The 23,118-nt window shown below is 64.4% G+C and carries 24 protein-coding genes; 16 read left to right on the forward strand and 8 right to left on the reverse strand.

The window, feature by feature from the left end; genetic code table 11:
* Positions 1–144: 144 nt before the first annotated feature.
* Positions 145–1,113 carry a LysR substrate-binding domain-containing protein gene (locus tag EJ068_RS26855; RefSeq protein WP_127251448.1) on the reverse strand — a complete coding sequence of 323 codons (969 nt, stop codon included), beginning with the start codon at positions 1,111–1,113 and terminating at the stop codon, positions 145–147.
* 112 nt (positions 1,114–1,225) lie between these two features.
* On the opposite strand from EJ068_RS26855, the gene EJ068_RS32800 reads away from it, so the two are divergent.
* The 4 genes from EJ068_RS32800 (at position 1,226) to EJ068_RS26885 (ending at position 4,158) form a co-directional block, all read left to right on the forward strand.
* Complete coding sequence (locus EJ068_RS32800; protein WP_189342024.1) at positions 1,226–2,059, forward strand: hypothetical protein; 834 nt, start codon at positions 1,226–1,228, stop codon at positions 2,057–2,059.
* Between the two features lie 41 nt (positions 2,060–2,100).
* Positions 2,101–3,159 (forward strand): DMT family transporter, encoded by a 1,059-nt coding sequence (locus EJ068_RS26875; protein ID WP_245463493.1) that lies wholly within the window; start codon positions 2,101–2,103, stop codon positions 3,157–3,159.
* Entirely contained in the window at positions 3,140–3,361 is a 222-nt protein-coding gene (locus tag EJ068_RS26880) for a hypothetical protein (RefSeq protein WP_245463237.1), read from the forward strand. Before EJ068_RS26875 ends, EJ068_RS26880 begins: the two co-directional genes overlap by 20 nt.
* Before the next feature lie 353 nt (positions 3,362–3,714).
* Positions 3,715–4,158 (forward strand): MucR family transcriptional regulator, encoded by a 444-nt coding sequence (locus tag EJ068_RS26885; protein WP_042638138.1) that lies wholly within the window; start codon positions 3,715–3,717, stop codon positions 4,156–4,158.
* A gap of 187 nt (positions 4,159–4,345) precedes the next feature.
* Here the strand turns inward: EJ068_RS26885 and EJ068_RS26890 are convergent, their stop codons facing one another.
* The 3 genes from EJ068_RS26890 to EJ068_RS26900 form a co-directional block, all read right to left on the reverse strand.
* Positions 4,346–4,540, reverse strand: coding sequence for a hypothetical protein (locus tag EJ068_RS26890; RefSeq protein ID WP_127251447.1), 195 nt, complete (start codon positions 4,538–4,540; stop codon positions 4,346–4,348).
* A gap of 305 nt (positions 4,541–4,845) precedes the next feature.
* Positions 4,846–5,556: a lysozyme inhibitor LprI family protein gene (locus EJ068_RS26895; RefSeq protein ID WP_127251446.1), complete on the reverse strand. Its 711-nt coding sequence runs from the start codon at positions 5,554–5,556 to the stop codon at positions 4,846–4,848.
* A gap of 189 nt (positions 5,557–5,745) precedes the next feature.
* A complete protein-coding gene (locus EJ068_RS26900; protein WP_126078184.1) occupies positions 5,746–5,976 on the reverse strand; it encodes a hypothetical protein in 231 nt (76 codons plus the stop codon).
* Between the two features lie 132 nt (positions 5,977–6,108).
* On the opposite strand from EJ068_RS26900, the gene EJ068_RS26905 reads away from it, so the two are divergent.
* Positions 6,109–7,986, forward strand: coding sequence for an ABC-F family ATP-binding cassette domain-containing protein (locus tag EJ068_RS26905; RefSeq protein ID WP_127251445.1), 1,878 nt, complete (start codon positions 6,109–6,111; stop codon positions 7,984–7,986).
* Between the two features lie 163 nt (positions 7,987–8,149).
* Here the strand turns inward: EJ068_RS26905 and EJ068_RS26910 are convergent, their stop codons facing one another.
* On the reverse strand, positions 8,150–9,118 hold the full coding sequence (locus tag EJ068_RS26910) for an IS5 family transposase (RefSeq protein ID WP_189512497.1): 969 nt from the start codon (positions 9,116–9,118) through the stop codon (positions 8,150–8,152).
* A 254-nt stretch (positions 9,119–9,372) separates the two neighbouring features.
* Here EJ068_RS26910 and EJ068_RS26915 point away from each other — a divergent pair, with 254 nt between their 5' ends.
* A complete protein-coding gene (locus tag EJ068_RS26915) occupies positions 9,373–11,478 on the forward strand; it encodes a molybdopterin oxidoreductase family protein (RefSeq protein ID WP_128315682.1) in 2,106 nt (701 codons plus the stop codon).
* Between the two features lie 9 nt (positions 11,479–11,487).
* On the opposite strand, the gene EJ068_RS26920 is transcribed toward EJ068_RS26915, so the two are convergent.
* Positions 11,488–14,268, reverse strand: coding sequence for a sel1 repeat family protein (locus tag EJ068_RS26920; RefSeq protein ID WP_127252836.1), 2,781 nt, complete (start codon positions 14,266–14,268; stop codon positions 11,488–11,490).
* A gap of 208 nt (positions 14,269–14,476) precedes the next feature.
* Here EJ068_RS26920 and dapB point away from each other — a divergent pair, with 208 nt between their 5' ends.
* The 6 genes from dapB to EJ068_RS26950 all read left to right on the forward strand — a co-directional run bounded on the left by dapB (position 14,477) and on the right by EJ068_RS26950 (position 19,293).
* Positions 14,477–15,253 carry a 4-hydroxy-tetrahydrodipicolinate reductase gene (dapB, locus tag EJ068_RS26925; protein WP_127252835.1) on the forward strand — a complete coding sequence of 259 codons (777 nt, stop codon included), beginning with the start codon at positions 14,477–14,479 and terminating at the stop codon, positions 15,251–15,253.
* Between the two features lie 475 nt (positions 15,254–15,728).
* Positions 15,729–16,688: an ABC transporter substrate-binding protein gene (locus tag EJ068_RS26930; protein ID WP_245463494.1), complete on the forward strand. Its 960-nt coding sequence runs from the start codon at positions 15,729–15,731 to the stop codon at positions 16,686–16,688.
* Between the two features lie 154 nt (positions 16,689–16,842).
* On the forward strand, positions 16,843–17,697 hold the full coding sequence (locus tag EJ068_RS26935; protein ID WP_126078179.1) for an ABC transporter ATP-binding protein: 855 nt from the start codon (positions 16,843–16,845) through the stop codon (positions 17,695–17,697).
* 13 nt (positions 17,698–17,710) lie between these two features.
* Positions 17,711–18,586: an ABC transporter permease gene (locus tag EJ068_RS26940; protein WP_126078178.1), complete on the forward strand. Its 876-nt coding sequence runs from the start codon at positions 17,711–17,713 to the stop codon at positions 18,584–18,586.
* Positions 18,587–18,694: 108 nt separating this feature from the next.
* Complete coding sequence (locus EJ068_RS26945) at positions 18,695–18,985, forward strand: type II toxin-antitoxin system ParD family antitoxin (RefSeq protein ID WP_127252833.1); 291 nt, start codon at positions 18,695–18,697, stop codon at positions 18,983–18,985.
* Positions 18,982–19,293, forward strand: coding sequence for a type II toxin-antitoxin system RelE/ParE family toxin (locus tag EJ068_RS26950; protein WP_127252832.1), 312 nt, complete (start codon positions 18,982–18,984; stop codon positions 19,291–19,293). Before EJ068_RS26945 ends, EJ068_RS26950 begins: the two co-directional genes overlap by 4 nt.
* Positions 19,294–19,307: 14 nt before the next feature.
* On the opposite strand, the gene EJ068_RS26955 is transcribed toward EJ068_RS26950, so the two are convergent.
* Together EJ068_RS26955 and EJ068_RS26960 are read right to left on the reverse strand one after the other, a co-directional pair.
* The gene (locus EJ068_RS26955; protein WP_127252831.1) at positions 19,308–20,675 is read right to left on the reverse strand and encodes a sensor histidine kinase; all 1,368 of its coding nucleotides are present in this window, start codon (positions 20,673–20,675) and stop codon (positions 19,308–19,310) included.
* Positions 20,672–21,349, reverse strand: coding sequence for a response regulator (locus EJ068_RS26960; RefSeq protein WP_127252830.1), 678 nt, complete (start codon positions 21,347–21,349; stop codon positions 20,672–20,674). The genes EJ068_RS26955 and EJ068_RS26960 overlap by 4 nt, the downstream gene beginning before the upstream one ends.
* A gap of 485 nt (positions 21,350–21,834) precedes the next feature.
* Between EJ068_RS26960 and EJ068_RS26965 the strand changes: the two genes are divergently transcribed.
* From EJ068_RS26965 to EJ068_RS26980, 4 genes are all read left to right on the forward strand, one after another.
* Positions 21,835–22,065 (forward strand): DUF680 domain-containing protein, encoded by a 231-nt coding sequence (locus EJ068_RS26965; RefSeq protein WP_126078173.1) that lies wholly within the window; start codon positions 21,835–21,837, stop codon positions 22,063–22,065.
* Positions 22,066–22,120: 55 nt separating this feature from the next.
* Positions 22,121–22,327, forward strand: coding sequence for a DUF680 domain-containing protein (locus tag EJ068_RS26970; protein WP_126078172.1), 207 nt, complete (start codon positions 22,121–22,123; stop codon positions 22,325–22,327).
* A gap of 238 nt (positions 22,328–22,565) precedes the next feature.
* Positions 22,566–22,811: a DUF680 domain-containing protein gene (locus EJ068_RS26975; protein WP_126078171.1), complete on the forward strand. Its 246-nt coding sequence runs from the start codon at positions 22,566–22,568 to the stop codon at positions 22,809–22,811.
* Between the two features lie 54 nt (positions 22,812–22,865).
* On the forward strand, positions 22,866–23,108 hold the full coding sequence (locus tag EJ068_RS26980; protein WP_126078170.1) for a DUF680 domain-containing protein: 243 nt from the start codon (positions 22,866–22,868) through the stop codon (positions 23,106–23,108).
* Positions 23,109–23,118: the final 10 nt, after the last annotated feature.

Here is a 23,118-nt window from a genome sequence, read left to right on the forward strand (position 1 = left end):
TAGCGCCGGCCAAGCGGGAAAATCAGGCCCGCCGCGCAATCCAACATAGCTGAGTCTCGGCCTTGCGTCATGGTGCGATCGCGCTAGCCGGCTACAGTCAGTGGAAACACCCGGAAAATCCTGACGCTGCGCGAGCGGCGCTGCTTAGGCCACCGCCGCGCGTGCCGGCTGTCCGCCGGTGATCTCCATGTCGAGTTGGCGCTGCGTCAGCGCCGCTTCGGCCAGGATCCATTGCTTGAACAGTTCCACCTTGCGGGCGCCGAGCGCCTTGATGGGGCTGACGAAGTACCAGCCCGCCGTGTTGGGATGGTGGACCGCGAAGGGGGCTACCAGCCTTTCGGCACGGATGTCGCTTGCCATGTAGGCGCGGTTGGCGACGGCGAAGCCCATGCCGGCATTGGCCGCTTCGTAGGACATCATGCAGCTGTCGAAATAGACGCTTCTCGTCTCGCCAAGCACGAAGCTCGCGCCGGCGAAGCCCAGCCACGACTGCCAGTTCTGCGTGCAGGTGTCCGAATGCAGCAGCGTGAAGTAGCGCAGGTCCTCCGGCACCACCTTCGACAGCGGCTTGTCGCCCAGCACGTCGTGAAACAGCTTGCGGCTGCACACCGGCGTCAGGTCTTCCTTGAACAGCAGTTCCGAGGTGAGGCCGGGGAAATTGCCGTCGCCGTAGCGGATCTCGAGATCATATTCCGAGGTCGCGAATTCATGCGTGGCGTAGGATGTCGACACCCGCATCTCGATGTCGGGATATTGCTGCTGGAAGGTCATCAGCCTGGGAAACAGCCAGCGCGCCGCGAAGGTCGGCAGCACGCAGATCCGCAGCACATGCGCCTGCGACTGGCCGGTGGCCTCCATGCTGGCCGCCACGATCCGTTCCAGCGCCTCGCGCACGCGCGCCACATAGGTCTCGCCCTCCGGCGTCAGCGACACCGCGTTGCCGCCGCGCTCGAAGATCTTGAAGCGCAGCTGGTCCTCCAGGCTCTTCACGCGCTGGCTGACGGCGGAAGCGGTGATAAACTGCTCTTCGCCGGCGCGTGTGAAATTCCTGTGCCTCGCGGCGCTTTCCACGATTTTCAGCGAGTTGAGGTTGACCTGACTGAGCAGACGCACGGGGTTTCGACCTTAAGCTGGGCTTACGCTACCACCAGCATTCCTAAATTTACAGGGGTAGGCGTTTAAATGACTGTTAACCAAGTGTTGCCCCCATCTTGGAGAAAGTACAATGAACGCCCATACAATTCCCGAACTGCGCTGTGCAATGAGCCGCGAGGCCATCATTGGTCATGAGACGGCCTGGAAAGTGTCGGGCTTCGGCGTCGCCCAGTATCGTCACGGTTACGACCCGGCTCTGCTTGCCGCGATCGAGGAAGCCGCCCTGAAGCTGAAGGCCAGCCATGCCGTTCACAAACATCTCGACCTCACCTTTATCACCGGCGCGGACCGCTATATTCCCGAGATCAAGGAGCTTTTACACGACAAGCTGCGCTTGGAAAGGCTGTCCGACATGATGGGCACCAAGCTCGAACCCTATCCACTGTCGATCGTCGGTTCGACCGTCACCTTCATGAACCCGAGGGACGGCGCCGTCGAATGGCATTGCGACGGCGTCCCGGTGACGGAGCTGATCCCGCTGTCGATCAGCGACCCTCTCATCGGCGGTCATCTTGAGATCTATTGCGACGATTCCGAGACCGGCCGCTCGATCCTGGAATCCGGCCGCGACCTGCCGCGCAACAAGGTCATGCGCATCGACCACAAGATGAACTACGCCACGCTCGGCCAGTTCCTGGGCGTGCTCCACCGCACCGCGCCGATCCAGCTCGGCGAGCGCGTCACGCTGGTGCTCAACCAGCGCTCGGCGACCAAGCCGTATGTCGACGATAACCGAATGTTTTACCTCGCCGCCGACAATGACCATGACCGTGCCTGGGTGAACGAGCTGGCCGAGGATGTCTGGACCAACCAGCTGCCCGCCTATCGCCGCCATGCCGAGGAGCATCCCATGCCGCAGCCCGCCGCGGAGCCGGTTTCCGGCGGAGCAAGGGAGTCTTGGTAGTGACCAACGATCCGGTCGAGCGCCAGCCGCGCCCAGCGTCGCTGAGCCTCGGCCCGGCCGTGGCGGACTGTCGAGACCATCCCAGCGCCGCCCCGGCGGCGGCGCTGGCCTTCGCCCTCGGCGCCGTGGCGCTGTGGGCGACCAACGCCCTGGTCGGCAAGACGCTGCTTGCCCTCTATCCGGTATCGCAAGTGCAGTTCCTCCAATTTTGCGGGGCGGCCGTCGTGTTTGCGCTGATCCGACTTTTCCCTTCTCCCCTTGTGGGAGAAGGTGGCCTCGCGAAGCGAGGTCGGATGAGGGGTGCTGGACGGATCGCCGACGCTGGAGTTTCTTCCAACACCCCTCATCCGTCTCGGCGCTCCGCGCCGATCCACCTTCTCCCACAAGGGGAGAAAGAAAGAGTCTCGCTTGCCGCCTATGCCGTCGGCTTCCTGGGGCTGGTCGGCACCATGGTGTTGCAATATATCGGCTTCGCCTCGATGCCGGTCATCGAGGCGAACCTCGTCGCCTATACTTGGCCGCTGATGACCGCCGCGGCCGCTATTCTGCTGGGCCGGCCGCGCCGTCCACTGTTGCTTGGCCTGGCCGCGGCTGTCGGCTTCGCCGGCGTGGCGCTGGTCATTTCCGGAGGGCGCGCGCAGACCTGGTTCGAAGGCGGCAGCGTTGTCGGTTATCTCGCCGCTTTCGGCTCGGCGCTCTGCATGGCCTTCTACTCGCTTACCGTCGGCCGCCTTGGCGTGCCGCCGGAACGTCTGCTTTTGCCCTCGGCGCTGATCGGCGTCGCGCTCACCTTTGCCTGGTGCCTGCATGACGGCGCCGGACGCCTGACCGGTGGGCATCTCCTGCTAGGCCTCTATCTCGGCGCCGGCCCGATGGGGCTCGGCTACTATTTCTGGTCGCGCGCGGCCAAGCTCGATCACGGCGGCAGGATTGCGGTCGTCGCCTATCTGACGCCAATCGCTTCCACGTTTCTGCTGACCCTGTCGGGCGAAAGCCTGTCGATGACGGCTGTTGCCGGCGCCGTCCTCGTCATTGGCAGCTGCCTCGCGGTCGGCATCGAAGGTACGGAGACCACGCACAATGTCCAGAATGCCCGTTGACGAGGACGAACGCCGCGCCAGACAGGAGGCGCACTGGCTGGTCAGGGAATTTGGCGCGGAAGCGCCGCTCTATGCGGCCATGAAGGCGGAAAAGGCTATTGAGCAAAAGGACTTTGGCCGCTGCGCGCGCTGGAAACGCGTGCTGGAAATCCTGTCGGACAGCCCTTCGGCGGATGTCAGGCGCGGCGTCGCCGTCAAATGAGCGATTTGCCCTGGCGCCGGCGAATCGCGAAAGGCCCACATCCAGCCGGCGGATTGTCATTGCCGTGGCCGGACTTGGCCTGAACTTCGATTTTTCAGCAACTTCCTTGGCCGACCCAGTGCAACCGGAGGTTCTACGTATCCTGCCGGACCGTCGGTTCTATAAAGCATCTGTTATAGCTATTAGAAATCCTAACTTGCGCCTTCGCAGCTCGCGTAGAAACATAACCCGGTATTGAGTCGCGTAGCTTTACTGACTCTGGACGGTCCGTTGGGGGACAGGTCCAATTCGATACACCGACAAAAGTCTTAAAAACGAGCTGGCGATTTGAGGGCCGGCAGAAGGTGAAAAAATTGTCCAACATCGACGATAAGACCGCAATTGAACTGACCGCCGACATTGTCTCCGCCTATGTCGGCAACAATCCGCTCCCTGCTTCCGGCCTGCCTGATCTGATCGCCAGCGTCAGCGCGTCGGTGCGCAAGCTCGCCGGCGGCAGTGTCGTCAAGGAGGCGGTGGCGCTGACGCCCGCCGTAAACCCGAAGCGTTCCGTCTTCCCGGATCACATCGTCTGCCTGGAAGACGGAAAGAAGTTCAAGTCGTTGAAACGCCACCTTGCGACCGATCACAACCTGACGCCGGACGAATACCGCGCCAAATGGGGCCTGCCTGCCGATTATCCGATGGTGGCGCCCAGCTATTCGGCGACCCGCTCGGCGCTGGCCAAATCTTCCGGCCTCGGCCGCAAGCCGGCCGGCGGTGACGCGGGCAAAGGCAAGCGCAAGGGCAAGGCCTGAGGCCGGACCTAAAGCATGTCTCCCGAAAGTGGGAACCGGTTTCGGGATCAAGACATGCGACGCGCTTTAGCTGCTGCCTGAGGCAATGAGTGACGCCGCGCCATCGTCATGGCGCGGCCCTCGGACCGCTCTCGGCATGTTGCGTCGCCGCGTGACTGGTTTCCGTAAACGCGCCGAACACCCGGCATCAGTTACGGGGCGGCTTGCTCTCGTCGTGGCGGTCGGGGTCCCGCTCGGCGGTGAGGCTGTCCGCTTCGACGGCGGTCATTTCAAGAAGATAGACGAGCATCTGGTAGCGCGTGCGCGAGAGCATCTTCGCCAGCCTGCGCGCGATTTCCGCCACATATTTCAGCGTTCGCAGATCGTTGACCGCTTCGCCCATCGTGAGCTCCTGACATAGCCGAGTTATTGTTGGGGCCGAGTTATTGTTGGGGCCAAGTTCTTCATTGGCGCTCACGCACGACTCACGGCGCGCTCACAGATTTGCAGTTCGCAAGGAAAACTGAAATCGATTTTCGACAAGCACAACGGCCGGCCCCGCAGATTCTGGCCCTTTCTTCATGGTAACGCCGCGCAACGCTTAAATATAAGCCGAAGCTGAACTTGTGGTTCGTCCGCTTGGCCTGGCTGATTTCCCCGCCGGGAAAGCCGGTGCCGAGCGGCAGCCCGGCAGGGCGGGCGCTTCTCTCACCCCTTATACGCGGAACAGAAGGCCGGCGGATTGTCGTTGCCGATCATGGCGCAGCCGCGCTTGATCTCGTCGATCATCATGCTGCATGCGTTCTGGCCATTGCAGGGCGGGTTGGTCGCCGGCGAAACCTGGACGCATTGCGAGACATATTGGTCCGACTTCGCCTTGCCGGCGGATTGCACGCATGGCCGCGTGTCGTTCTGGCTAGGGGCAGGTTTCGCAGGCGCGGCCTTGGCCGTCGCAGGCGCGGCCTTCGCAGGCGCGGCATTGCCGCTGCTTTGCGGCACGCAGGAGAGATCGCCCTCCGGGCATTGCAACTGGTGCTGCAACTGCGCCAGTCGCGCCTTGGTCAACTCCGCCTTGCAAACCCCGACCAGGCTCGAATAGACCGAGCCATCGGCATAGGGCTGGGTGCGGAAGGCGCATTCCTTGTCGCGGAAGGGGATCCAGGCGCGCTGCGCGTCACGCAGGCGCTTCAGGTCGGCGGGAGCGAGACGTGCCGCCAGCGCCTTGTAGACAGCGTTGAGCCCTGCGTCGGCCGAAGCGGCATTCGCGGTCGTGCAGGTGGCAAGGTCGGCCTGCGTCTTCGCCGCCGCGCAGTCGACGGCTGCCGCGCGGGCGGCGGGCATGGTGAGAAACAGGCCGGCCGCGATCGCGAAAATCGTGGCCGCCAGCGAGGCCGAAAGGAGCGAGGTCTTGCCCGACATATCGTCTGCCCTCTGTTTGAAACGGCCCCGGCGCCTGTGCCAGCATAGGTTGAGGCAATAGCGGCGATCAACGCCAAATCTGTGACGTGGCAAGCAATGTATGACCGGCGGGCGAAAGCCGGGAGTGAACGATTTCACTGCTTGTGTGGAGATGCCCGGCGCGGCGGTGGGCGCTGCCCAGCCAGCCTCTCAGTCATTCAAGGGGCGACGGCCGGAGTTCCCGCTTTCGATCTGGATCAGCAGGTGTTCCGTCGCGCGCCTCACCACGGGGGAGATTGGCTGTGTCGGTGCCCCGCTTGTCGATTCAACTGGAAGAGCAATCGGAGCGGTCTCGCTCTCGAACAGAACCACCTGCGTCGCCAGCGCGGTTGTCGTGGCGACCTGGAAGAAGATGAAGGCGAGGGCGAGATAGCGGATCACGGGCTTCCCAACGCTTTGGCCGGCGACTGGTTCCAGTCCATCGGGCTTTTTGTTGAACGCTCGCGGAGCGCGGCAGGCCTCGTCCGGGCGCTGGCTCTTGCGAAGCGCCGATCTCCCGTGCAAAAGCCCGCTATGCTTATCATCAACGACCTTACGCTGCGCATGGCGGGGCGGCTGCTTCTCGATCATGCCTCATTGACCCTGCCGGCCGGCACCAAGGCCGGCCTTGTCGGCCGCAACGGCACCGGCAAGACCACGCTGTTCAAGGCGATAACCGGCGATTTCCCGTCGGAGACAGGCTCGATCAGCCTGCCGAAGAACACCCGCATCGGCCAGGTGGCGCAGGAGGCGCCTGCCACTGAGGAACCGCTGATCGAGATCGTGCTGAAAGCCGATGTCGAGCGCCAGGCTTTGCTCGAGGAAGAGAAGACCGCGACAGATCCGCACCGCATCGCCGAGATCCACACCCGGCTGGCCGACATCGACGCGCATTCGGCCGAATCCCGCGCCGCCACGATCCTGGCCGGCCTCGGCTTCGACGATGCCGCCCAGCGGCGGCCGGCTTCGTCCTTCTCCGGCGGCTGGCGCATGCGCGTGGCGCTGGCCGCCGTGCTTTTCTCCGAGCCCGATCTTCTGCTGCTCGACGAGCCGACCAACTATCTCGATCTCGAAGGCACGCTGTGGCTGGAAAACTACGTCTCCAAATACCCGCACACGGTGTTGCTGATCTCGCATGATCGCGACCTGCTCAACCGCGCCGTCAACTCGATCGTCCACCTCGATCAGAAGAAGCTCACCTTTTGGCGCGGCGGTTACGACCAGTTCGAGCGCCAGCTGACCGAGCAGCGCGAGTTGCAGGAGAAGAGCCGCGTCAAGCAGGAAGCGCAGCGCAAGCATATGGAATCCTTCGTCGAGCGTTTTCGCGCCAAGGCTTCTAAGGCGAGGCAGGCGCAGTCGCGCCTGAAGGCGCTGGAGAAGCTGAAGCCGATCGCCGCGGTGGTGAACGACACTGTGCGGCCGTTCTCCTTCCCCGAGCCGGTGAAGACGGTGGCCTCGCCGATCGTGGCGCTCAACGGCGTCAATGTCGGCTATACCGAAGGCGATCCGATCCTGAAGAAGATGACGCTGCGCATCGATGCCGACGACCGCATCGCGCTGCTCGGCGCCAACGGCAATGGCAAGTCGACCTTCGCCAAACTGCTCGCCGGCCGGCTGAAGGCCGAGACCGGCTCGATGACCATCGCGCCGGGCCTGAAGGTGGCGATCTTCGCCCAGCACCAGCTCGACGATCTGCGCCCGGAGGAAAGCGCCTATGAGCATGTGCGCCGGCTGATGCCGGACGCGCCGGAAGCCAAGGTGCGCGCCCGAGTCGCCCAGTTCGGCCTGTCGACCGAGAAGATGAACACGTGCGCCAAGGATTTGTCCGGCGGCGAGAAGGCGCGGCTCTTGATGGGGCTATCGGCCTTCGAGGGACCGAACCTCTTCATCCTCGACGAGCCGACCAACCATCTCGATATCGACAGCCGTGAATCGTTGATCCACGCGCTGAACGATTTCCCGGGCGCCGTGATCCTGATCTCGCACGACAGGCATCTGCTCGAAGCCACGGCCGACCGGCTGTGGCTGGTCAAGGACGGCGCGGTCAATCCCTATGACGGCGATCTGGAGGATTACAAGACGCTCGTCACCGGTGTCTCCTCCAACCGGCGCGAGCAGAAGGAAGCCGACAAGGCCTCCAAGGCCGACCGCCGCCGCGAAGCCGCGCAGCGCCGCGCGGCACTTGAACCGCTGGCCAAGGAGATCCGCGCCACCGAGGCGCTGATGGACCGCATCCGCAAGCGCATCGACCTCATCGAGGACGAGCTGGCCAACCCGGCGATCTACGAAAAGGATCCGTCCACCGCGACGCGGCTCGCCAAGGAACGTTCGCAACTGGCGCACACGCTGGCGCTCAACGAGGACAAGTGGCTGACGATGTCGGCGGAATATGAGGAAGGGATAGCGGAGTAGCTCCCCCTTCTCCCCCTGTGAGGGTTTTGCATGGGAGTCGATATTTAGCGCACGAGGCGGATGGGCGTTTTTTGAAAGGCGCTCTGGCCGCTTTGGCGGGTTATTTTGCCTCGCTCTTGGGGCCTCAGGCCGCCATGGCAGTGGATTTTGGGCGGACTGCGCCTCATGCCGGCTTCCTCTTTGGGAAGAGGACTGCGGCCGCTCTTTGCAGATTGTAGCCGCAGCCGGCAAGCATGCACTGCGTCCGGTTGGTCGCAAGGTTGAAGAAGCGCAGTCGCCGCATGCCGTAGCGCTGCTTGAACACTGCAAACGGCCGCTCCACTGCCGCCCGCACCTTCGAGATCAGCCGGTTGCGCTGCTTCTGACGCGGCGTCAGCGGATGGTGCTTGTTGGCTCTGTGCATCAGCCGGTCCTTGATGCCGGCCTGCTTCAGCCGGGCATGGCGGGCATGGGTGTAGTAGGCTTGGTCGCCATAGGCCGCCTTCTCGTCCCCGATGATCAGGCCGTCGGCCGGCTCGGTATCGGTGACCGATGCATCCGTGAAGTCCATGCGCCGGATCAGCGTATGAGCATCGTCGACGCCGTTGTGCACCTTATAGCCGAACACGGTCTTGTTGCCCTTGCGTCCCCAACGTGCCTCGCCATCAACCGATGGCCGCGCCGTCGCCTCCGGCTTCGCCGGCGGGCGCGCGGCGGCCTGCATGAAGGAGGCATCAATCAACGTGCCGCGCTTGACGATCAGCCCCTTCTGCTCAAGCTGCCGCGTGATCTCATAAAACACCCGGTCGATCAGCCCATCGCACTTCAGCTCCTCGCGGAAACGCCACAACGTCGAATGGTCCGGCGTGGGGTCCGACAGGCTGAAACCGGCAAAGCGGCGGAACGACAGCCGGTCGCGCAGTTGTGCCTCCAGCGAAGGATCGCTGAGATTGTTCCACACGCCAAGCAGCAGACAGCGCAGCAAGGCCTCGGCCGGATAGCTAATATTGCCCCGTCCTGGTCCGCTGCGCTGACCAAGAAGCGCCTTGATCGGCACCCAGTCGATCACTCGCGAGATCTGGTCAAGCTCCGTCACATCCGACCACACCAGCCCATCCGCAAGGCTCAGTTGTCCAAGCACGCGATCGACCATCCGAATCATCTCCCCTTCATGCCGGACATACGGAATCACCAACTCAGTTCCGTGCAAAGCCCTCCTTGTGGGAGAAGGTGTCGCCGAAGGCGACGGATGAGGGGTGCTCCAGGGAAAGCCAGCGTTTCACTCCGCTGGAACACCCCTCATCCGTCTCGGCGCTATCGCGCCGATCCACCTTCTCCCACAAGTGGAGAAGGAGGAGCCACATCTGGCCCTACACCTCTCTTCGAAAACCCGCTACACAGCCCCGCATGAACCAGCACGCCAAGCTCCGGATCGGTCATTCGGCCTGTCCGCATGACTGCCCCTCCACCTGCGCGCTCGAAGTCGAGCTGCTCGACAACAACCGCATCGGCCGCGTCCATGGCGCCAAGGCGAACAGCTATACGGCCGGCGTCGTCTGCGCCAAGGTCGCGCGCTATGCCGACCGGGTACATCATCCCGACCGCCTGCTGAAGCCGCTGGTGCGCGCGGGCGCCAAGGGCGAGGGCGCCTGGAAGGAAGCGAGTTGGGAAGCAGCGCTCGACCTCGTCGCGGAAAAATTCATCGCGGCGGAAGCGAAATACGGCTCGGAGACCGTCTGGCCCTATTTCTATGCCGGCACGATGGGGCTGGTGCAGCGCGACGGCATCGAGCGGCTGCGCCACGCGAAAAAATACTCGGGCTTCTTCGGTTCGATCTGCACCAATCTCGCCTGGACCGGCTGGATGATGGGGACCGGCGCGCTGCGCGGGCCCGATCCGCGCGAGATGGCGAAGGCCGATTGCGTGGTGATCTGGGGCACCAATGCGGTGGTCACGCAGGTCAACGTCATGACCCATGCGACGAGAGCGCGGAAGGAGCGCGGCGCGAAGGTCGTCGTCATCGACATCTACGACAACGCCACGATGAAGCAGGCCGATCTCGGCCTGGTGCTGAAGCCCGGCACCGACGGCGCGCTCGCCTGCGCGGTCATGCATGTGCTGTTCCGCGATGGGCTCGCCGACCGCGCCTATCTCGAAAAATACACCGACGATCCGCGCGGGCTGGAAGATCACCTTCGCAGCCGCACGCCCGAATGGGCGGCGGCCATTACGGGCCTGAGCGTCGCCGAGATCGAGGCCTTCGCAACGCTCGTCGGCACGATCAAGAAGACGTACTTCCGCCTCGGCTATGGCTTTGCGCGCCAGCGCAACGGCTCGATCAACATGCACGCCGCCTCCTCGATCGCCGCAGTCACCGGCGCCTGGCAATATGAGGGCGGCGGCGCCTTCCATTCCAATTCCGGCATCTTCAAGCTGAACCAGGACGTGCTCGAAGGCACCGCGATGCGCGATCCGAACATCCGCTATCTCGACCATTCGCGCATCGGCCCGGTGCTGACCGGAGCCGAAGACGCGCTCTATGGCGGACCGCCGGTGACGGCGATGCTGATCCAGAACACCAATCCGGCCAATGTCGCGCCGGAGCAGCGGCTGGTGAAGCAGGGTTTCCTGCGCGAGGACCTGTTCACCTGCGTGCACGAGCAGTTCATGACCGATACGGCCAAGCTCGCCGACGTCGTGCTGCCGGCGACGATGTTTTTGGAGCATGACGACCTCTACAAGGGCGGCGGCAACCAGCACATCACGCTCGGCCCCAAGCTGATCGAACCGCCGGAAGGGCCGCGCACCAACCACTACGTCAATGAAGAGCTCGGCAAGCGGCTGGGCGTCGGCGACCGTCCAGGCTTCGGCCTGACCGAGCGCGAGCATATCGACATCATCCTCGGCAAGCGCGGGCTCGGCAGCTTCGACAGCTTGAAGGCTGAGAAGTGGGTCGACCTGCAGCCCGACTTCGACGACGCGCATTTCATCAACGGCTTCGGCCATGCCGACAGGAAATTCCACTTCCGGCCAAACTGGACAGGGCAGTCGGCGCCCAACCGGCCGCCGAAAAGCATGGGTCTGTTCGGCCCGGTCGATCGGCTGCCGGAATTCCCCGACCATGTCGAGCTGATCGAGGTGGCGGATGAGGAGCATCCGTTCCGGCTGGCGACCTCGCCGGCGCGCAACTTCCTCAATTCGAGTTTTGCCGAGACGCCGGTGTCCAAGGCAAAGGAAGGCAGACCCGAACTGCTCATCCACCGCGAAGATGCCGCCGCGCTCGGCATCGAGGATGGCGGCCGCGTCGAGGTCGGCAACCGGCGCGGCGACCTTGTACTGCACGCAAGATTCTTCGACGGCGTGAAGCGCGGTGTGGTCATCGCCGAAGGCATCTGGCCGAACAGCGCGCATGAGCGCGGCGAGGGCATCAACGTGCTGACCGGCGCCGACGCGCCCGCACCCTATGGCGGCGCCGCCGTCCACGACAACAAGGTGTGGCTCAGGGCGCTCTGACGAACTCGGCTACTTCGCCGCCTGCGCGTCCAGCGTCTTGATCTCTTCGGCCGCAGCCTTGCGCGCCGCCGCCTCGACACCGGACCCGCCCTTCGCCTTGGCGAAGGCGATGATGGCCGTACGCGTGTCCTCGTCGCATCCCTCCGAGCCGACGCCGTCGACACCGGCTTTCTTCGCAGCAGCAAGCACGGAGTCGCAGGCATCCGGCGCGAAGGCGAACTGGCCCATCATGGCGCCGAGCGTCAGCGGGTCTTGCAGGCGCGGATCGTCGCGGATCGCCTGCAGAGTGGCGCCGCCGACCGCCTTCGATTTCCGGTCCTGCGCGATCTGCGTCAGGTCGAAGATGAACTCGAATTCCGGCTTCTCGACGCCCTCGGGCTTCGACACCAGGATGTCCAGCGCGTAGCGGGTGATCTCGTCCGGCGTGACGACCGAGCGAATGGCCCTTGCCTGATGGTAGTTGCGCACCAGTACCCAGCGCGAGGGCAGGTCGCCGTAGCGGGCCAGAATGCCGAGCTGTTTGATGGCGGCAAGCTTCTGCTTGTCGGTCTTGGCGGCCTGCGCCTGGGCAAAGACCTTGTCGCGGATGCGGTTGACGACGTCCGCGTCGAGACCGCCGGGAGCCGGCGCGGCCTGCTGCTCCGCCGTGGTTTGCGGGCGGGGAGGGTCGCCAAGCGGACCCTTCGCATCGACCCAGGCGGCGAGCGCCTTGCGCGCGTCGGGGCCGAAATAGCCCTTCGGCTCGCCCGTATAGAAACCTTCGCTCTTCAGCGTCGTCTCGATGGCGACGCGGACCTCGTCGGGCAGCGCCTTGCCGATGCCGACAAGGTTCTGGTCGTCGAGGCCGGCCGGCGCCTCGCGAAATGCATCCATCACCGCGCCCGCGATCGCCGCGCTTCCGGCGCTGGAGGCCGGTCCGGAAAAGAGGCCGCTCAGCTCAATGCCGGCGTCGTTGGCGCCGAACACACCGACGCCCATCCTGCCGATGCCGTCATTGTAAAGGGCGATGCGATCGGTGATGCCTTCGCGCAGCGTCATCAGATGGTCGAAACTGTCGAAGGTGAAGGCGTTGGCGAGCTTGCTCTTGGCCTTGAGCGAGCCGAGCCGCGCCGCCTCGCGCCAGGCATGCAGCCGCTCGCGCGGGTTCTTGTCGACGCCGAGACCATCGTCATAGGCATCGCCCAGCAGCACCATCGCTTCGACGCTGCCGAGATTGGCGGCGTTGATCAGCATGGTCGTCGCCCTCTGGTCGTCCTGCGGATAGACCACGCCCTTGCGCAAAAGATTCGCGTGCAGGAGATAGGCCTGCTGTTGCTTCTTGGCCTCGCCTTCGTCGATCAGGACCTTCAGTTGATCGTCGCTCAGGCCGTCGTCGCGGCGCGACGGGCGATAGCTGGTCGAATCGAGGTTGGCATATTGCGTCGAGGCGTAGAGCCAGAGCGCGTCGCGGTCGCCCGCGTCCGCCAGCGGCTTCAGCATGGCGCGCGCCACATCCTCGTTCTTGAACCGCTGATCGTCCGACAGCTGCAGCCGCGCCAGCGCCAGCGCAGCACCTGGTTCGCCGGCCTCGGCGGCGTCGCTCAGGCGCTCGACGAGCTGGTCCGGATGGTCGATCTGAAAGCCGTCATAGTCGGGAAGCAGCTTCGCCAGCCTGATGCTGGCGTCGAGGTCCCACGGGGCATTGAGCAACCGGATCGCCTCGCGCGGCTGGCGGCCGACGAATTTGCCGTCGAGCAGCAGGCCGGCGAGCATTGGCCCGGCGCCGGCGACGTTTTTGGAGGCGGCACGCAGCATGGCGATAGCGCGCTTGCCGTCGGCTGGCCCGCCTTCGCCCTTGGCCAGCATGTCGGCCAGCATCGGTATGGCATATTGATCGTTGGCGACGCGCGCTTCCAGCAATTGCCTTGCCTTCGCCGCGTCCTGCTGTGTGCCTCGGCCGAGCCGCAGCGCTTTGATATAAGCGAGCACCGACGCTTCGGGCCCGCCAGTGCCGGCCTTGGTATCCGCAGCAACGGCCTGAAAAGCCTTGTGCTGCTCCTCGGCGGCAAAGCCGTCGTTCTCCAGCGTCGTCCGCGCAATCAGCAGCGGCATGGCGGCACGGAACTGGCTGTCCCATTCGCCGGGCGATTGGCCCTGGGCCGGCGCGTCGATGACGCGTTGCGCGGTCTCGACCACCTTGTGCGCATCGCGGCGCAGCAGCGGCCCATCGATATACTGACGCAGCAGCGTCTCGAGCGCCGTGAGATGGCCGGCAGCGCCTGCCTTCTGCAAGGCTTCGAGCGCCATGTCGCGCGAGACAGGTAGCGGACCGGCGTCGGCGCCGTCGCGCCGATGCACCGAGTAGACCTCGTAGAGCAGATAATTCGCCTCGGGACTGCCGCCTTCGGCGATGAGCTTGATCTGCGGCAGGAGAAAGGCAAGCCCCGGCTGATTGAGCGCGACCTGGACCCGCAGCCATTCAAGCGTCAGCCGCTTTTCCTGTGGCGCGCCGAGCATCGCCGCCTGGCATTTGTCGGCCAGGGTTTTGAGCTTGGTGAGATCGAAGTCTTGCGGAAAGAGCGCGCCATATTGGACAGGCGGCGCCTTGGCTTCAGGATCGAGCGGCACGGAAGCGCCACGGTCGCAGACGCTGATCGCTTCGGCAAGCGCGGCTTTCTTCGCCGCATCGTCCGCAGCCTTTTTGGCCGCGTCGTCGGATTTTTCGGAAGACGCCTGCGCTCCCAGGGCCGCCCCGGCGATGGGCGTCAAGGCGAGGCAGGAAAGAACCAGGGCGTGCACTGGCCGCAGCATGAGCGTCCCCCTCGGACTTGGTCCGGGCGCAGCCGGACACAGGCGCTAAATTAGCATGTCGCGTCAGCGATGATGAGTGTGGCGCTTCACATTCGCGTATAGTTCGCCCTCGTATCGCCCGCATGTCGCGGCCCGCAGTCGTTTGAATCAATTTGCCAAGGCGGCGTGCTAGAGGATTGTCACGACTCGGATTTTCGACAGGATCGCCATGCCGCAACCGCTGAAAATTGCCATCGCCGGTGCGCTCGGCCGCATGGGACGGCAGATGGCGGAGACCGTCGCCGCCGATCCGCGGCTGGAGCTTGTCGCGCGCTTCCATCGGCCGGGCAGCATGGGCGAGGGATTGGTCGAGCGCGACGAGGCGCTTTCGCTTGCCGACGTGGTGATCGACTTCACCACGCCCGCGGCGTCCGCCGAACTGGCCAAAGCCTGCGCCGCGCGCAGCGGTCCGGCGCTGGTGATCGGCTCAACCGGTTTCACCGCCTCGGAGTTGGCCGCAATCGCCGAAGCGGCAAAGACAATCGCCATCGTGCGCTCCGGCAGCTATTCGCTCGGCCTCAATATGCTGACCGGCCTGGTCGAGCAGGCCGCGAGGGCGCTTGGGCATGATGACTGCGACATCGAAATCCTCGAAGCGCATCATCGCTTCAAGGTCGACGCGCCGTCGGGCACGGCGCTGATGCTGGGCGAAGCGGCTGCGCGCGGACGTGGCATTGAACTGGACGATGTGGCCAGGCGCGCCCGCGACGGCCTCGTTGGTCCGCGCGGTGCCGGCGAGATCGGCTTTGCCGTGCTGCGCGGCGGCGGCATCGTCGGCGAGCACAGCGTGAGCGTCCTTGCCGAAGGCGAGACGCTCACGCTTTCGCATGCCGCCGGCGATCGCTCGATGTTCGCGCGCGGCGCCATCGCGGCGGCGCTCTGGATTGCCCGGCGGCCGCCCGGCGAATACGACGTGCGCGATGTGCTCGGCTTAGGTGGCGTGTAAGGTGCGAAGGAGTTCGGCCCAGTGCCTGAAGTCTGTTCTGCACTTTTCCGTCAAGCGCCGGCGCCGCCCCTCATCTGGCTGCCGCCATCTTCTCCCCGTAAAACGGGGAGAAGGACGCTCGCGCTGAGGATTTCGACAATCGCCGACCTGCAGAGAAGGAGCGCGCGTTGCGGCCAGCCTATTTCTCCCCGTTCACGGGGAGAAATGCCCGGCAGGGCAATGAGGGGCGGCGCCGGCGCTGGCAGTTGAACACTCCGGTTTCAAATACGAAACTTGAGCAATTGCCCTGTAAACGGCTGAAAGCCAGCTGAAAGCTTGGCCATGCCATGACGGTTTCGTGGCGTTCGCCACATGAGCGGGCCTGGGAGCGGCCGGCAGGAGGAAATGCGGCGCGGCGCGTCGCTTAGGTGGAGGAAGTTACGTGACCGGTTTCATCTCTAAACGCGCGCTGCGCTCAGTGGCGCTGACGCTTGCCATGCTTGGCGCTGGCGCATCGGCGGCCTCGGCTGCCGACAAGATCACCATCATCGTCGGCGGCATGGAGAAGCAGATCTATCTGCCGGCCGTGCTCACCCAGCAGCTCGGCTATTTCAAGGATGAAGGGCTCGATGTCGAGCTGGTCAACTCCCGCGCGGGCGTCGAGGCCGAGAACGAATTGCTGGCCGGCGCCGTGCAGGGCGTCGTCGGCTTCTACGATCACACCGTCGACCTGCAGTCGAAGGGCAAATACATCCAGTCGATCGTGCAGTTCAGCCAGGCGCCGGGCGAGGTCGAGCTGGTCTCGGCCAAGCATCCGGAGATCAAGTCGCCGGCTGACTTCAAGGGCGCGACGCTCGGCGTTACCGGCCTTGGTTCCTCGACCGATTTCCTCACACAGTATCTCGCGGTCCGCAACGGCTTGAAGCCGGGCGACTACACGCTGCTTCCGGTCGGCGCCGGCAACACCTTCATCGCCGCGGTCAAGCAGGACCAGATCCAGGCCGGCATGACCACCGAGCCGACCATCGCCAAGCTGCTTCAGACCGGTGAGGCCAAGGTGTTGGTCGACATGCGCACGCCCGAGAAGACCAAGGAAGCGCTGGGCGGCGACTATCCGGCGGCCTCCTTCTATGTGCAGTCGAGCTGGCTTGAGGAGCACAAGGACGAGGCGCAGAAGCTTGCCAACGCCTTCGTCAAGACGATGAAGTTCATCGCCGGCCATTCGGCCGAGGAGATCGCCGACAAGATGCCGAAGGACTATTACGCCGGCAACAAGGACCTCTATGTGCAGGGCCTCGCCGGCGGCAAGGCGCAGTTCACGCCGGACGGCCGCATGCCGGCCGATGGTCCTCAGACGGTGCTCAAGGTTCTGTCGACCTTCTCCAAGAGCCTGCAGGGCAAGCAGATCGACCTTTCCAAGACCTACACGACCGAGTTCGTGGACGCGGCCAAGTAGGCGCTGGCAGGCGAGGGCGGACGGACCCGTCCGCCCTGAAAACAAGGACTTGCGCCGGCTGCCTGAATCAATCCGGCAGCTGCGCCTTGAGATGCCGGCGAGCAGGCCACCGGCCCGAGCCGCCATTCTCGCATCACCACCACAGGAGTGTGCCATGCAATCGCAGACCATGGCGGCGGAGAAATTGTCTCCCGCCGCGCCGCCGGCCGATGCCGCTATAGCCATCGACGATGTGACGCTGCGCTTCGTCACGCCGGACGGCCACATGATGACGGCGATCCGCGATTTCACCATGACGGTGGCGCGCGGCGAGTTCGCCTGCGTCGTCGGCCCGACCGGCTGCGGCAAGTCGACCACGCTCAACCTCGTCACCGGTCTCTTGCGTCCAACGACCGGCAATGTCCGCGTCATGGGCAATCCGGTCACCGACATCAGCCGCGACATCGGCTTCGTCTTCCAGGCCGATGCACTGTTTCCCTGGCGCAGCGTCATCGACAATGTCGCTGCCGGTCCGCTCTTCCGTGGCACGCCGAAGGCGCAAGCCTATGAGAAGGCGCGCGACTGGATCGGCCGCGTCGGCCTTTCACGCTTTGAGAAGCATTACCCGCACCAGCTCTCGGGCGGCATGCGCAAGCGCGTGGCGCTGGCCCAGACCTTCATCAACCAGCCCAAGATCCTGCTGATGGACGAGCCGTTCAGCGCGCTCGACATGCAGACCCGCACCGCCATGCAGGACGAGTTGCTGGGCCTGTGGTCGGGACTCAAATCCTCCGTCGTCTTCGTCACGCATGATCTGGAGGAAGCGGTGGCGCTGGCCGACAAGGTCTATGTGCTGACCGCCGGTCCGGGCACGGTGAAGAGCGTCTACCGTATCGACCTGCCGCGCCCCCGCGTCATGGCCGACATCCGTTACGACCCGAAATTCATCGAGATCGCCAAGGTGATCTGGAACGATCTGCGCGAGGAAGTGCAGCTCGGCCAGAGCCGTGGCTTTCAGACCGGCCATTGAAAGGGGAAACAGCATGACCGCCATCTCTCCTACCGAACAGGCTGCCATCCGCGCGACCTCGATCGTCGCCGCCGAAGCGCAGGCGAGGGTGCGGCTGCGCAAGCGCCATGCCTTGGTTATCGGCCTGCGGCTTGCGATCCTCGTCGTCTTCCTTGGCCTGTGGGAACTTTGCGCCGATTACAGCATCATCGACCCGTTCTTCTTCTCCAGCCCGTCGGGGATATGGGAGCAGATCTGGTCCTGGGTCACCGAGGGCACTTCTCAGGGGCCGCTCTGGCTGCAGATCTATGTGACGCTGGAGGAAACGTTCCTCGGCTTTGCCATCGGCGCGGTCGGCGGCATCGTGGCGGGCATCATCCTCGGCCGCAACAAGCTGCTGGCGGATGTCTTCTCGATCTACATCAAGATCGCCAACTCGGTGCCGCGCGTGGTGCTGGGCTCGGTCTTCATCATCGCGCTTGGCCTCGGCATGGCGTCCAAGGTGGCGCTGGCCGTCGTCATGGTGTTCTTCGTCGTCTTCGCCAACGCCTTTCAGGGTGTGCGCGAGGCCGACAGGGCGATGATCGCCAACGCCCAGATCCTCGGCGCCTCGCCGATGCAGATCACGAGATCGGTCATCATTCCTTCGGCGATGAGCTGGATCCTCGCCAGCCTGCATGTCTCGTTCGGCTTCGCCCTTGTCGGCGCGGTCGTCGGCGAGTTCCTCGGCGCCAAGCAGGGCATGGGCCTCCTGATCTCCACCGCGCAGGGCGCCTTCAACGCCAATGGCGTCTTCGCGGCCATGATCATCCTGGCGGTGATGGCGCTGGTGGTGGAGTTCCTGATCACCCGCTTCGAGAACTATGTGGTGAAGTGGCGCCCGGCGCCATTCAACGAGCAGGGGACGTGATCGATCGCCGCACACCATCATGGTTCGATGTTTGGTGTGCGGCCTTGCCTAAAGTGTATGACAAAGTCATGCACCAGTGCTATATCAAGGGGCATCGAGGAGACGGTCATGCGAAACTCCCAACCCCTGACGATCACACTGCCGCTCGAAATGGCGCAGATGGTGAAAGACAAGGTGGCCTCGGGCGAATACGCCACCGAAAGCGAGGTCATCCGTGATGGCTTGCGCACGCTTGCGGCGCGTGATGCGGCGGTTGAACGTTGGCTGCGCGAGGAAGTCGTGCCGATAATGCGGGATGCGCGCGCCCGTCCCGAGAAGCTGTTGACGGCCGAACAGCTGCGCCGCAATCTCTCTGAGCACATCAACGCGATCGCCGCCAAACCGCGCTCCGGTGCATGAAGTACCACGTCAGGTTCCACGCTGCCGCCGAGCGAGACATTGCCGAACTGCTGAACCAATTGGCGCCTAAAGCCGGCGTGGAAACGGCATTGCGCTTTGTCGGAGGTCTCATCGACTATTGCCTCGACTTCGCGACATTTCCGGAGCGTGGCATGCGTCATGACGAGATCGCCCCGGGTTTGCGTACGGTGGGGTGGCGCCGGCGCGCGACGATCGCGTTTGAAATCGTGGATGACAAAGTGATCATCCTGCGGATTCTTTATGCGGGTCGTACGCTCGAACTGCCGGACGAAGAATCGGAACACTGACGCGGCCAGTGGCCTCACGCCAGCGGCAGCCGTACCTCGACCTTGAGCCCGCCGCCGGCGGCATCGCCAAGCGTGACGCTGCCGCCGGCATTCTCGACCACCTCGCGCACGATCGCCAGGCCGAGGCCGCTGCCTTCCTCGGTCGCGCCGGCGAGGCGGTAGAAGCGCTCGAAGACATGCTCCCGCTCTTCAGGTGGGATTCCCGGACCGGCATCGCTCACCATGAGCACCGCCTCGCCATCCAAGGCGGCGAGCCTCACGGTGACGCTGCCGCCTGGCCTGGAATAGCGCAGAGCATTGTCGACCAGGTTGACGATCATCTCGCGCAGCATCGTGCCGTCGCCGATCACCGGCACCGGTCCGTTCTCATCGAGGCCGAGGTCGATATCGCGCTTGATCGCCGCCGGCGCCTGCGCTTCCAGCACCTGGCGGGCGGCTTCGGTGAGGTCGATACGGTCGGCGCGCGGCCGCCGGCTGCCGGGTTCCGCTCTCGACAGCGTAAGCAGCTGTTCGGCCAACCGCGCCAATTTGCCGGAACTCGTCTGCAGCGCCACCAGCGCCTCCTGGCGCCGGTCGGCCTTGGTCTCCCGCAACGCATAGCTTGCCTGTGTCGACAAGAGCGCCAGCGGCGTGCGCAGCTGGTGCGCGGCATTGGCGATGAAGCGCCGCTGCGCCGCCATCTGCGCCCGCACGCGCTGCATATAGGCGTTGAGCGCTTCGATCAGCGGCCGGATCTCGCTCTGCGCGCCCGGAACCTCGACCGGCTCGAGATCGCTGCGGCTGCGCGAACGCACGGCGTCGCGCAGCCGGATCAGCGGCGCCAGCCCGCGGCGCAGGCCGAGCAGCACGAACACGCCGGCAATAGCCACCAAGGCAAGCTGCTGGGCGAAGGCGCTGAGCCACAGCCGCTTCACCATCGCGTCATGGCCGGCGAGCGTGACGCCGACCGTGACCTTGATGGGCGAATCCGCGCCGGCGCCGATCACCGCATGGCTGAGCGTTGCTAGGCGCAGCGGATGATCGCGATAGGAGGCTTCGATGCTGTTCCGCTCCGACGCCACGGGCAGGTCGGGGTAGCCGGTCAGCAACCGTCCGCCGGCGGTCTCGACGCGATAATAGACGCTGTCGCGGTCGCCTGTGTCGAACATCTCGATCGCCGCCGGCGGCACGATGGCGTCGAGCACGCCGTCGGCCATCGCCACCTGCTCTGCGATGGCGCGCGCCGAGCCTACCAGCATGCGGTCGGTGACGAGGTCCGCCGTCGCCAGGGCGTTGCGCTGGCTGGTCCACAGATTGATGGCGGCCAAACCGGCCAGCGGCAGCACCACCCAAGCCAGCAATTGGATCCGAAGGCTGCCGATCCGAAGACTGCCGATTCTCATGGCGCCGGATCGTCGTGACGCAAGAGGTAGCCGAGGCCGCGCAAGGTGGCGATCTGGACGCGCGATGCCTCGAGCTTCTTGCGCAGCCGGTGCACGTAGATCTCGATGGCGCTTGGGTCGGCGTCGGTGTCGAAGTCGTAGATCGCCGCCGAGAGCGCCGCCTTGCTCACCGTGCGTCCGGCCTTGACGACCAACTGTTCCAGCACCGCGTGCTCGCGCGGCGTCAGCGACAGCGTCGCGCCGGCAAGCGAGAACAGGCGGGTGTTGGTGTCGAAGACGAGGTCGCCGCAGGAAATGACCGGCGCGGTGCGGTCGTTGGCGCGGCGCAGCTGCACGCGGATGCGCGCCTCCAGCTCCTCGATCTGGAAGGGTTTGGCCAGATAGTCATCGGCGCCTTCGTTGAGGCCCTTGACCCGGCCGTCGAGGCTGGCATTGGCTGTGAGCACGATCACCGGCACCGGGTTGCCGCGCGCCCGCAGCCTTTTCAGCACTTCCATTCCGCCCATGCGGGGCAAGGCAAGGTCGAGGATGATCAGAGCGTGATCGCCGGCGGCCAAGGCATGCTCGACATCCTCGCCGTCATGCACGACGTCGACGACATAGCTCGCCTGGCGCAGCGTCTTGCTCAGCCAATCGGCCAGTTCGCGATTGTCCTCGACAAGCAGCAGCCGCATCGTTCGTTCGCTGTTTCCTCCCAACGGCGCCGACCTTCGCCGAGGGTGGCGGGCGGCGTCCGAATTGGTTCCCTGAGGCAACCGATAGTATCGATCCGCCCGCAAGGCAAACGCGGTTTCCCGGCGGCCGCCATCCCGGTCATGATGCCTGCGGGGCCGCTTGCCCGGTCGTGCAAGTGATAAAACCGAACCGTTCGGTTCAATTAATGTTTGACGGTTAGTGTAGCCATGGTGAACGCTGGCAGGTCCCGTCAGATTGGCATCTCGACGGGTGATCGCCGTAACCTATTGATATGAAACGATAAGAGTCTGGCCGCTTAGCCTTCCATGCAATTTCAAGATCGAACCGAACGGTTCGGTTCACAACTTTACGTGATTGGAAATGGCAACAGGGCCGACCCATCTCGGGGAGGTCCGAGCGACGCGAATTTCCATCACGGCACGCCACTAGACGGACACGACTTTTGAGATCTGGAGTACCTGAAATGAACAAGATTGCTTTTGCCGCTGCTGCCCTCCTCATCGCCACGAGCGGCGCTTTTGCCGGCAGCGACCATTACGGTTCCGACAACGTCAATCAGCCGGCCGTGACCGCTCCTGCGGGCAAGGTCGACAACACCATCACGGGTTCGATCCGCAAGTTCGAGCAGCGCGACCTCCACATCACGCCTGATCAGAACCAGCCGGAATCCGGCCAGGGCATCTGGGGCCGCTAAGCGGCTCCCGTCCCCATCAATCCCAACCTCAATTCTTAAATCTGGAGTAACTCAAATGACCAAGATCGCTCTTACCGCTGCCGCCCTTCTCGTTGCCACCGGCGCCGCTTTCGCCGGCTCGGACAACTATGGTTCGGCCAACGCCAACCAGCCGGCCGCTTCGGTCGACACCTCGTTCACCGCTTCGGTCAAGAAGTCGGACGCGGATGCCCAGAAGCCGATCGTCACGGGCGCCAACCACGACCTGTTCGGCAGCCACTAAACGGATCTGTCCTCGACAGACCTCAAAGCGGCGGGCTTGTCCCGCCGCTCTGTTTTTGTGGAGCCGGCTATCCGTTGGCCCGGGCTTTTCCGTGCGTCGACCAGGCAATTTGCGCGATCCCCGTCGCGGAAGCCGAAATCTTGATCGGGAATAAATCCGGACTGTTCCGGGTCTTGTCGGCAGCGGGGCCATCCTCCCAAGGCGCCGCCGATGAAACGACAGGACAAGGAACATTGAGATGAACAGGACCGCATTCGTCGCGGCTGCCATGCTCGCCGCTGCCATGGGCAGCGCCTCCGCCGGCAGCGACCATTACGGCGCCGACGGCGCCAAGCAGCCGGCCGCCAGCGCCGATCACATGATGACCAGCTCGATCCGTGAGCGCGGCACGGCGGATCACCAGGCTCCGGTGACGGCCGCAACCAGCCGGACCGTCGTCGACATCATTGCCCGGCACAACGACGACGGCCTGTGGGGCCGCTGACGCCGCTTCGATCCCCCAAAGACCTCCACATTTTTAACGAAAGGAACTTTTGCAATGACCAGGATCGTCCTTACCACCGCAGCCATACTTCTCGCCATGGGTTCTGCCTTCGCCGGCAGCGATCATTACGGCGCGGACAACGTCAACCAGCCGACCGCCGGCGTCGATCGCGGGCTCACCGCCTCGGTACGCAAGCACGAGCCCGCCAAGCCTACCAATGTCGACACCTCGATGACCACCGGATCGGCGCCGTCGCAGGCCTGGCATGATCCGGGCCAGGGCATCTGGGGCAATTGAGGTTTAACGT

The sequence above is a fragment of the Mesorhizobium sp. M2A.F.Ca.ET.043.02.1.1 genome (assembly GCF_003952405.1).
Lineage (GTDB): Bacteria > Pseudomonadota > Alphaproteobacteria > Rhizobiales > Rhizobiaceae > Mesorhizobium.

Bases quoted from the DNA above. Each gene is read 5' to 3' on its own strand.
- EJ068_RS32800 (WP_189342024.1), top strand. From the start codon at position 1,226: ATGAACGCCCATACAATTCCCGAACTGCGCTGTGCAATGAGCCGCGAG.
- EJ068_RS26880 (WP_245463237.1), top strand. From the start codon at position 3,140: ATGTCCAGAATGCCCGTTGACGAGGACGAACGCCGCGCCAGACAGGAG.
- EJ068_RS26890 (WP_127251447.1), bottom strand. From the start codon at position 4,540: ATGGGCGAAGCGGTCAACGATCTGCGAACGCTGAAATATGTGGCGGAA.
- EJ068_RS26895 (WP_127251446.1), bottom strand. From the start codon at position 5,556: ATGTCGGGCAAGACCTCGCTCCTTTCGGCCTCGCTGGCGGCCACGATT.
- EJ068_RS26905 (WP_127251445.1), top strand. From the start codon at position 6,109: ATGCTTATCATCAACGACCTTACGCTGCGCATGGCGGGGCGGCTGCTT.
- EJ068_RS26910 (WP_189512497.1), bottom strand. From the start codon at position 9,118: ATGGTCGATCGCGTGCTTGGACAACTGAGCCTTGCGGATGGGCTGGTG.
- EJ068_RS26915 (WP_128315682.1), top strand. From the start codon at position 9,373: ATGAACCAGCACGCCAAGCTCCGGATCGGTCATTCGGCCTGTCCGCAT.
- EJ068_RS26920 (WP_127252836.1), bottom strand. From the start codon at position 14,268: ATGCTGCGGCCAGTGCACGCCCTGGTTCTTTCCTGCCTCGCCTTGACG.
- dapB (WP_127252835.1), top strand. From the start codon at position 14,477: ATGCCGCAACCGCTGAAAATTGCCATCGCCGGTGCGCTCGGCCGCATG.
- EJ068_RS26930 (WP_245463494.1), top strand. From the start codon at position 15,729: ATGCTTGGCGCTGGCGCATCGGCGGCCTCGGCTGCCGACAAGATCACC.
- EJ068_RS26935 (WP_126078179.1), top strand. From the start codon at position 16,843: ATGCAATCGCAGACCATGGCGGCGGAGAAATTGTCTCCCGCCGCGCCG.
- EJ068_RS26940 (WP_126078178.1), top strand. From the start codon at position 17,711: ATGACCGCCATCTCTCCTACCGAACAGGCTGCCATCCGCGCGACCTCG.
- EJ068_RS26945 (WP_127252833.1), top strand. From the start codon at position 18,695: ATGCGAAACTCCCAACCCCTGACGATCACACTGCCGCTCGAAATGGCG.
- EJ068_RS26950 (WP_127252832.1), top strand. From the start codon at position 18,982: ATGAAGTACCACGTCAGGTTCCACGCTGCCGCCGAGCGAGACATTGCC.
- EJ068_RS26955 (WP_127252831.1), bottom strand. From the start codon at position 20,675: ATGAGAATCGGCAGTCTTCGGATCGGCAGCCTTCGGATCCAATTGCTG.
- EJ068_RS26960 (WP_127252830.1), bottom strand. From the start codon at position 21,349: ATGCGGCTGCTGCTTGTCGAGGACAATCGCGAACTGGCCGATTGGCTG.
- EJ068_RS26965 (WP_126078173.1), top strand. From the start codon at position 21,835: ATGAACAAGATTGCTTTTGCCGCTGCTGCCCTCCTCATCGCCACGAGC.
- EJ068_RS26970 (WP_126078172.1), top strand. From the start codon at position 22,121: ATGACCAAGATCGCTCTTACCGCTGCCGCCCTTCTCGTTGCCACCGGC.
- EJ068_RS26975 (WP_126078171.1), top strand. From the start codon at position 22,566: ATGAACAGGACCGCATTCGTCGCGGCTGCCATGCTCGCCGCTGCCATG.
- EJ068_RS26980 (WP_126078170.1), top strand. From the start codon at position 22,866: ATGACCAGGATCGTCCTTACCACCGCAGCCATACTTCTCGCCATGGGT.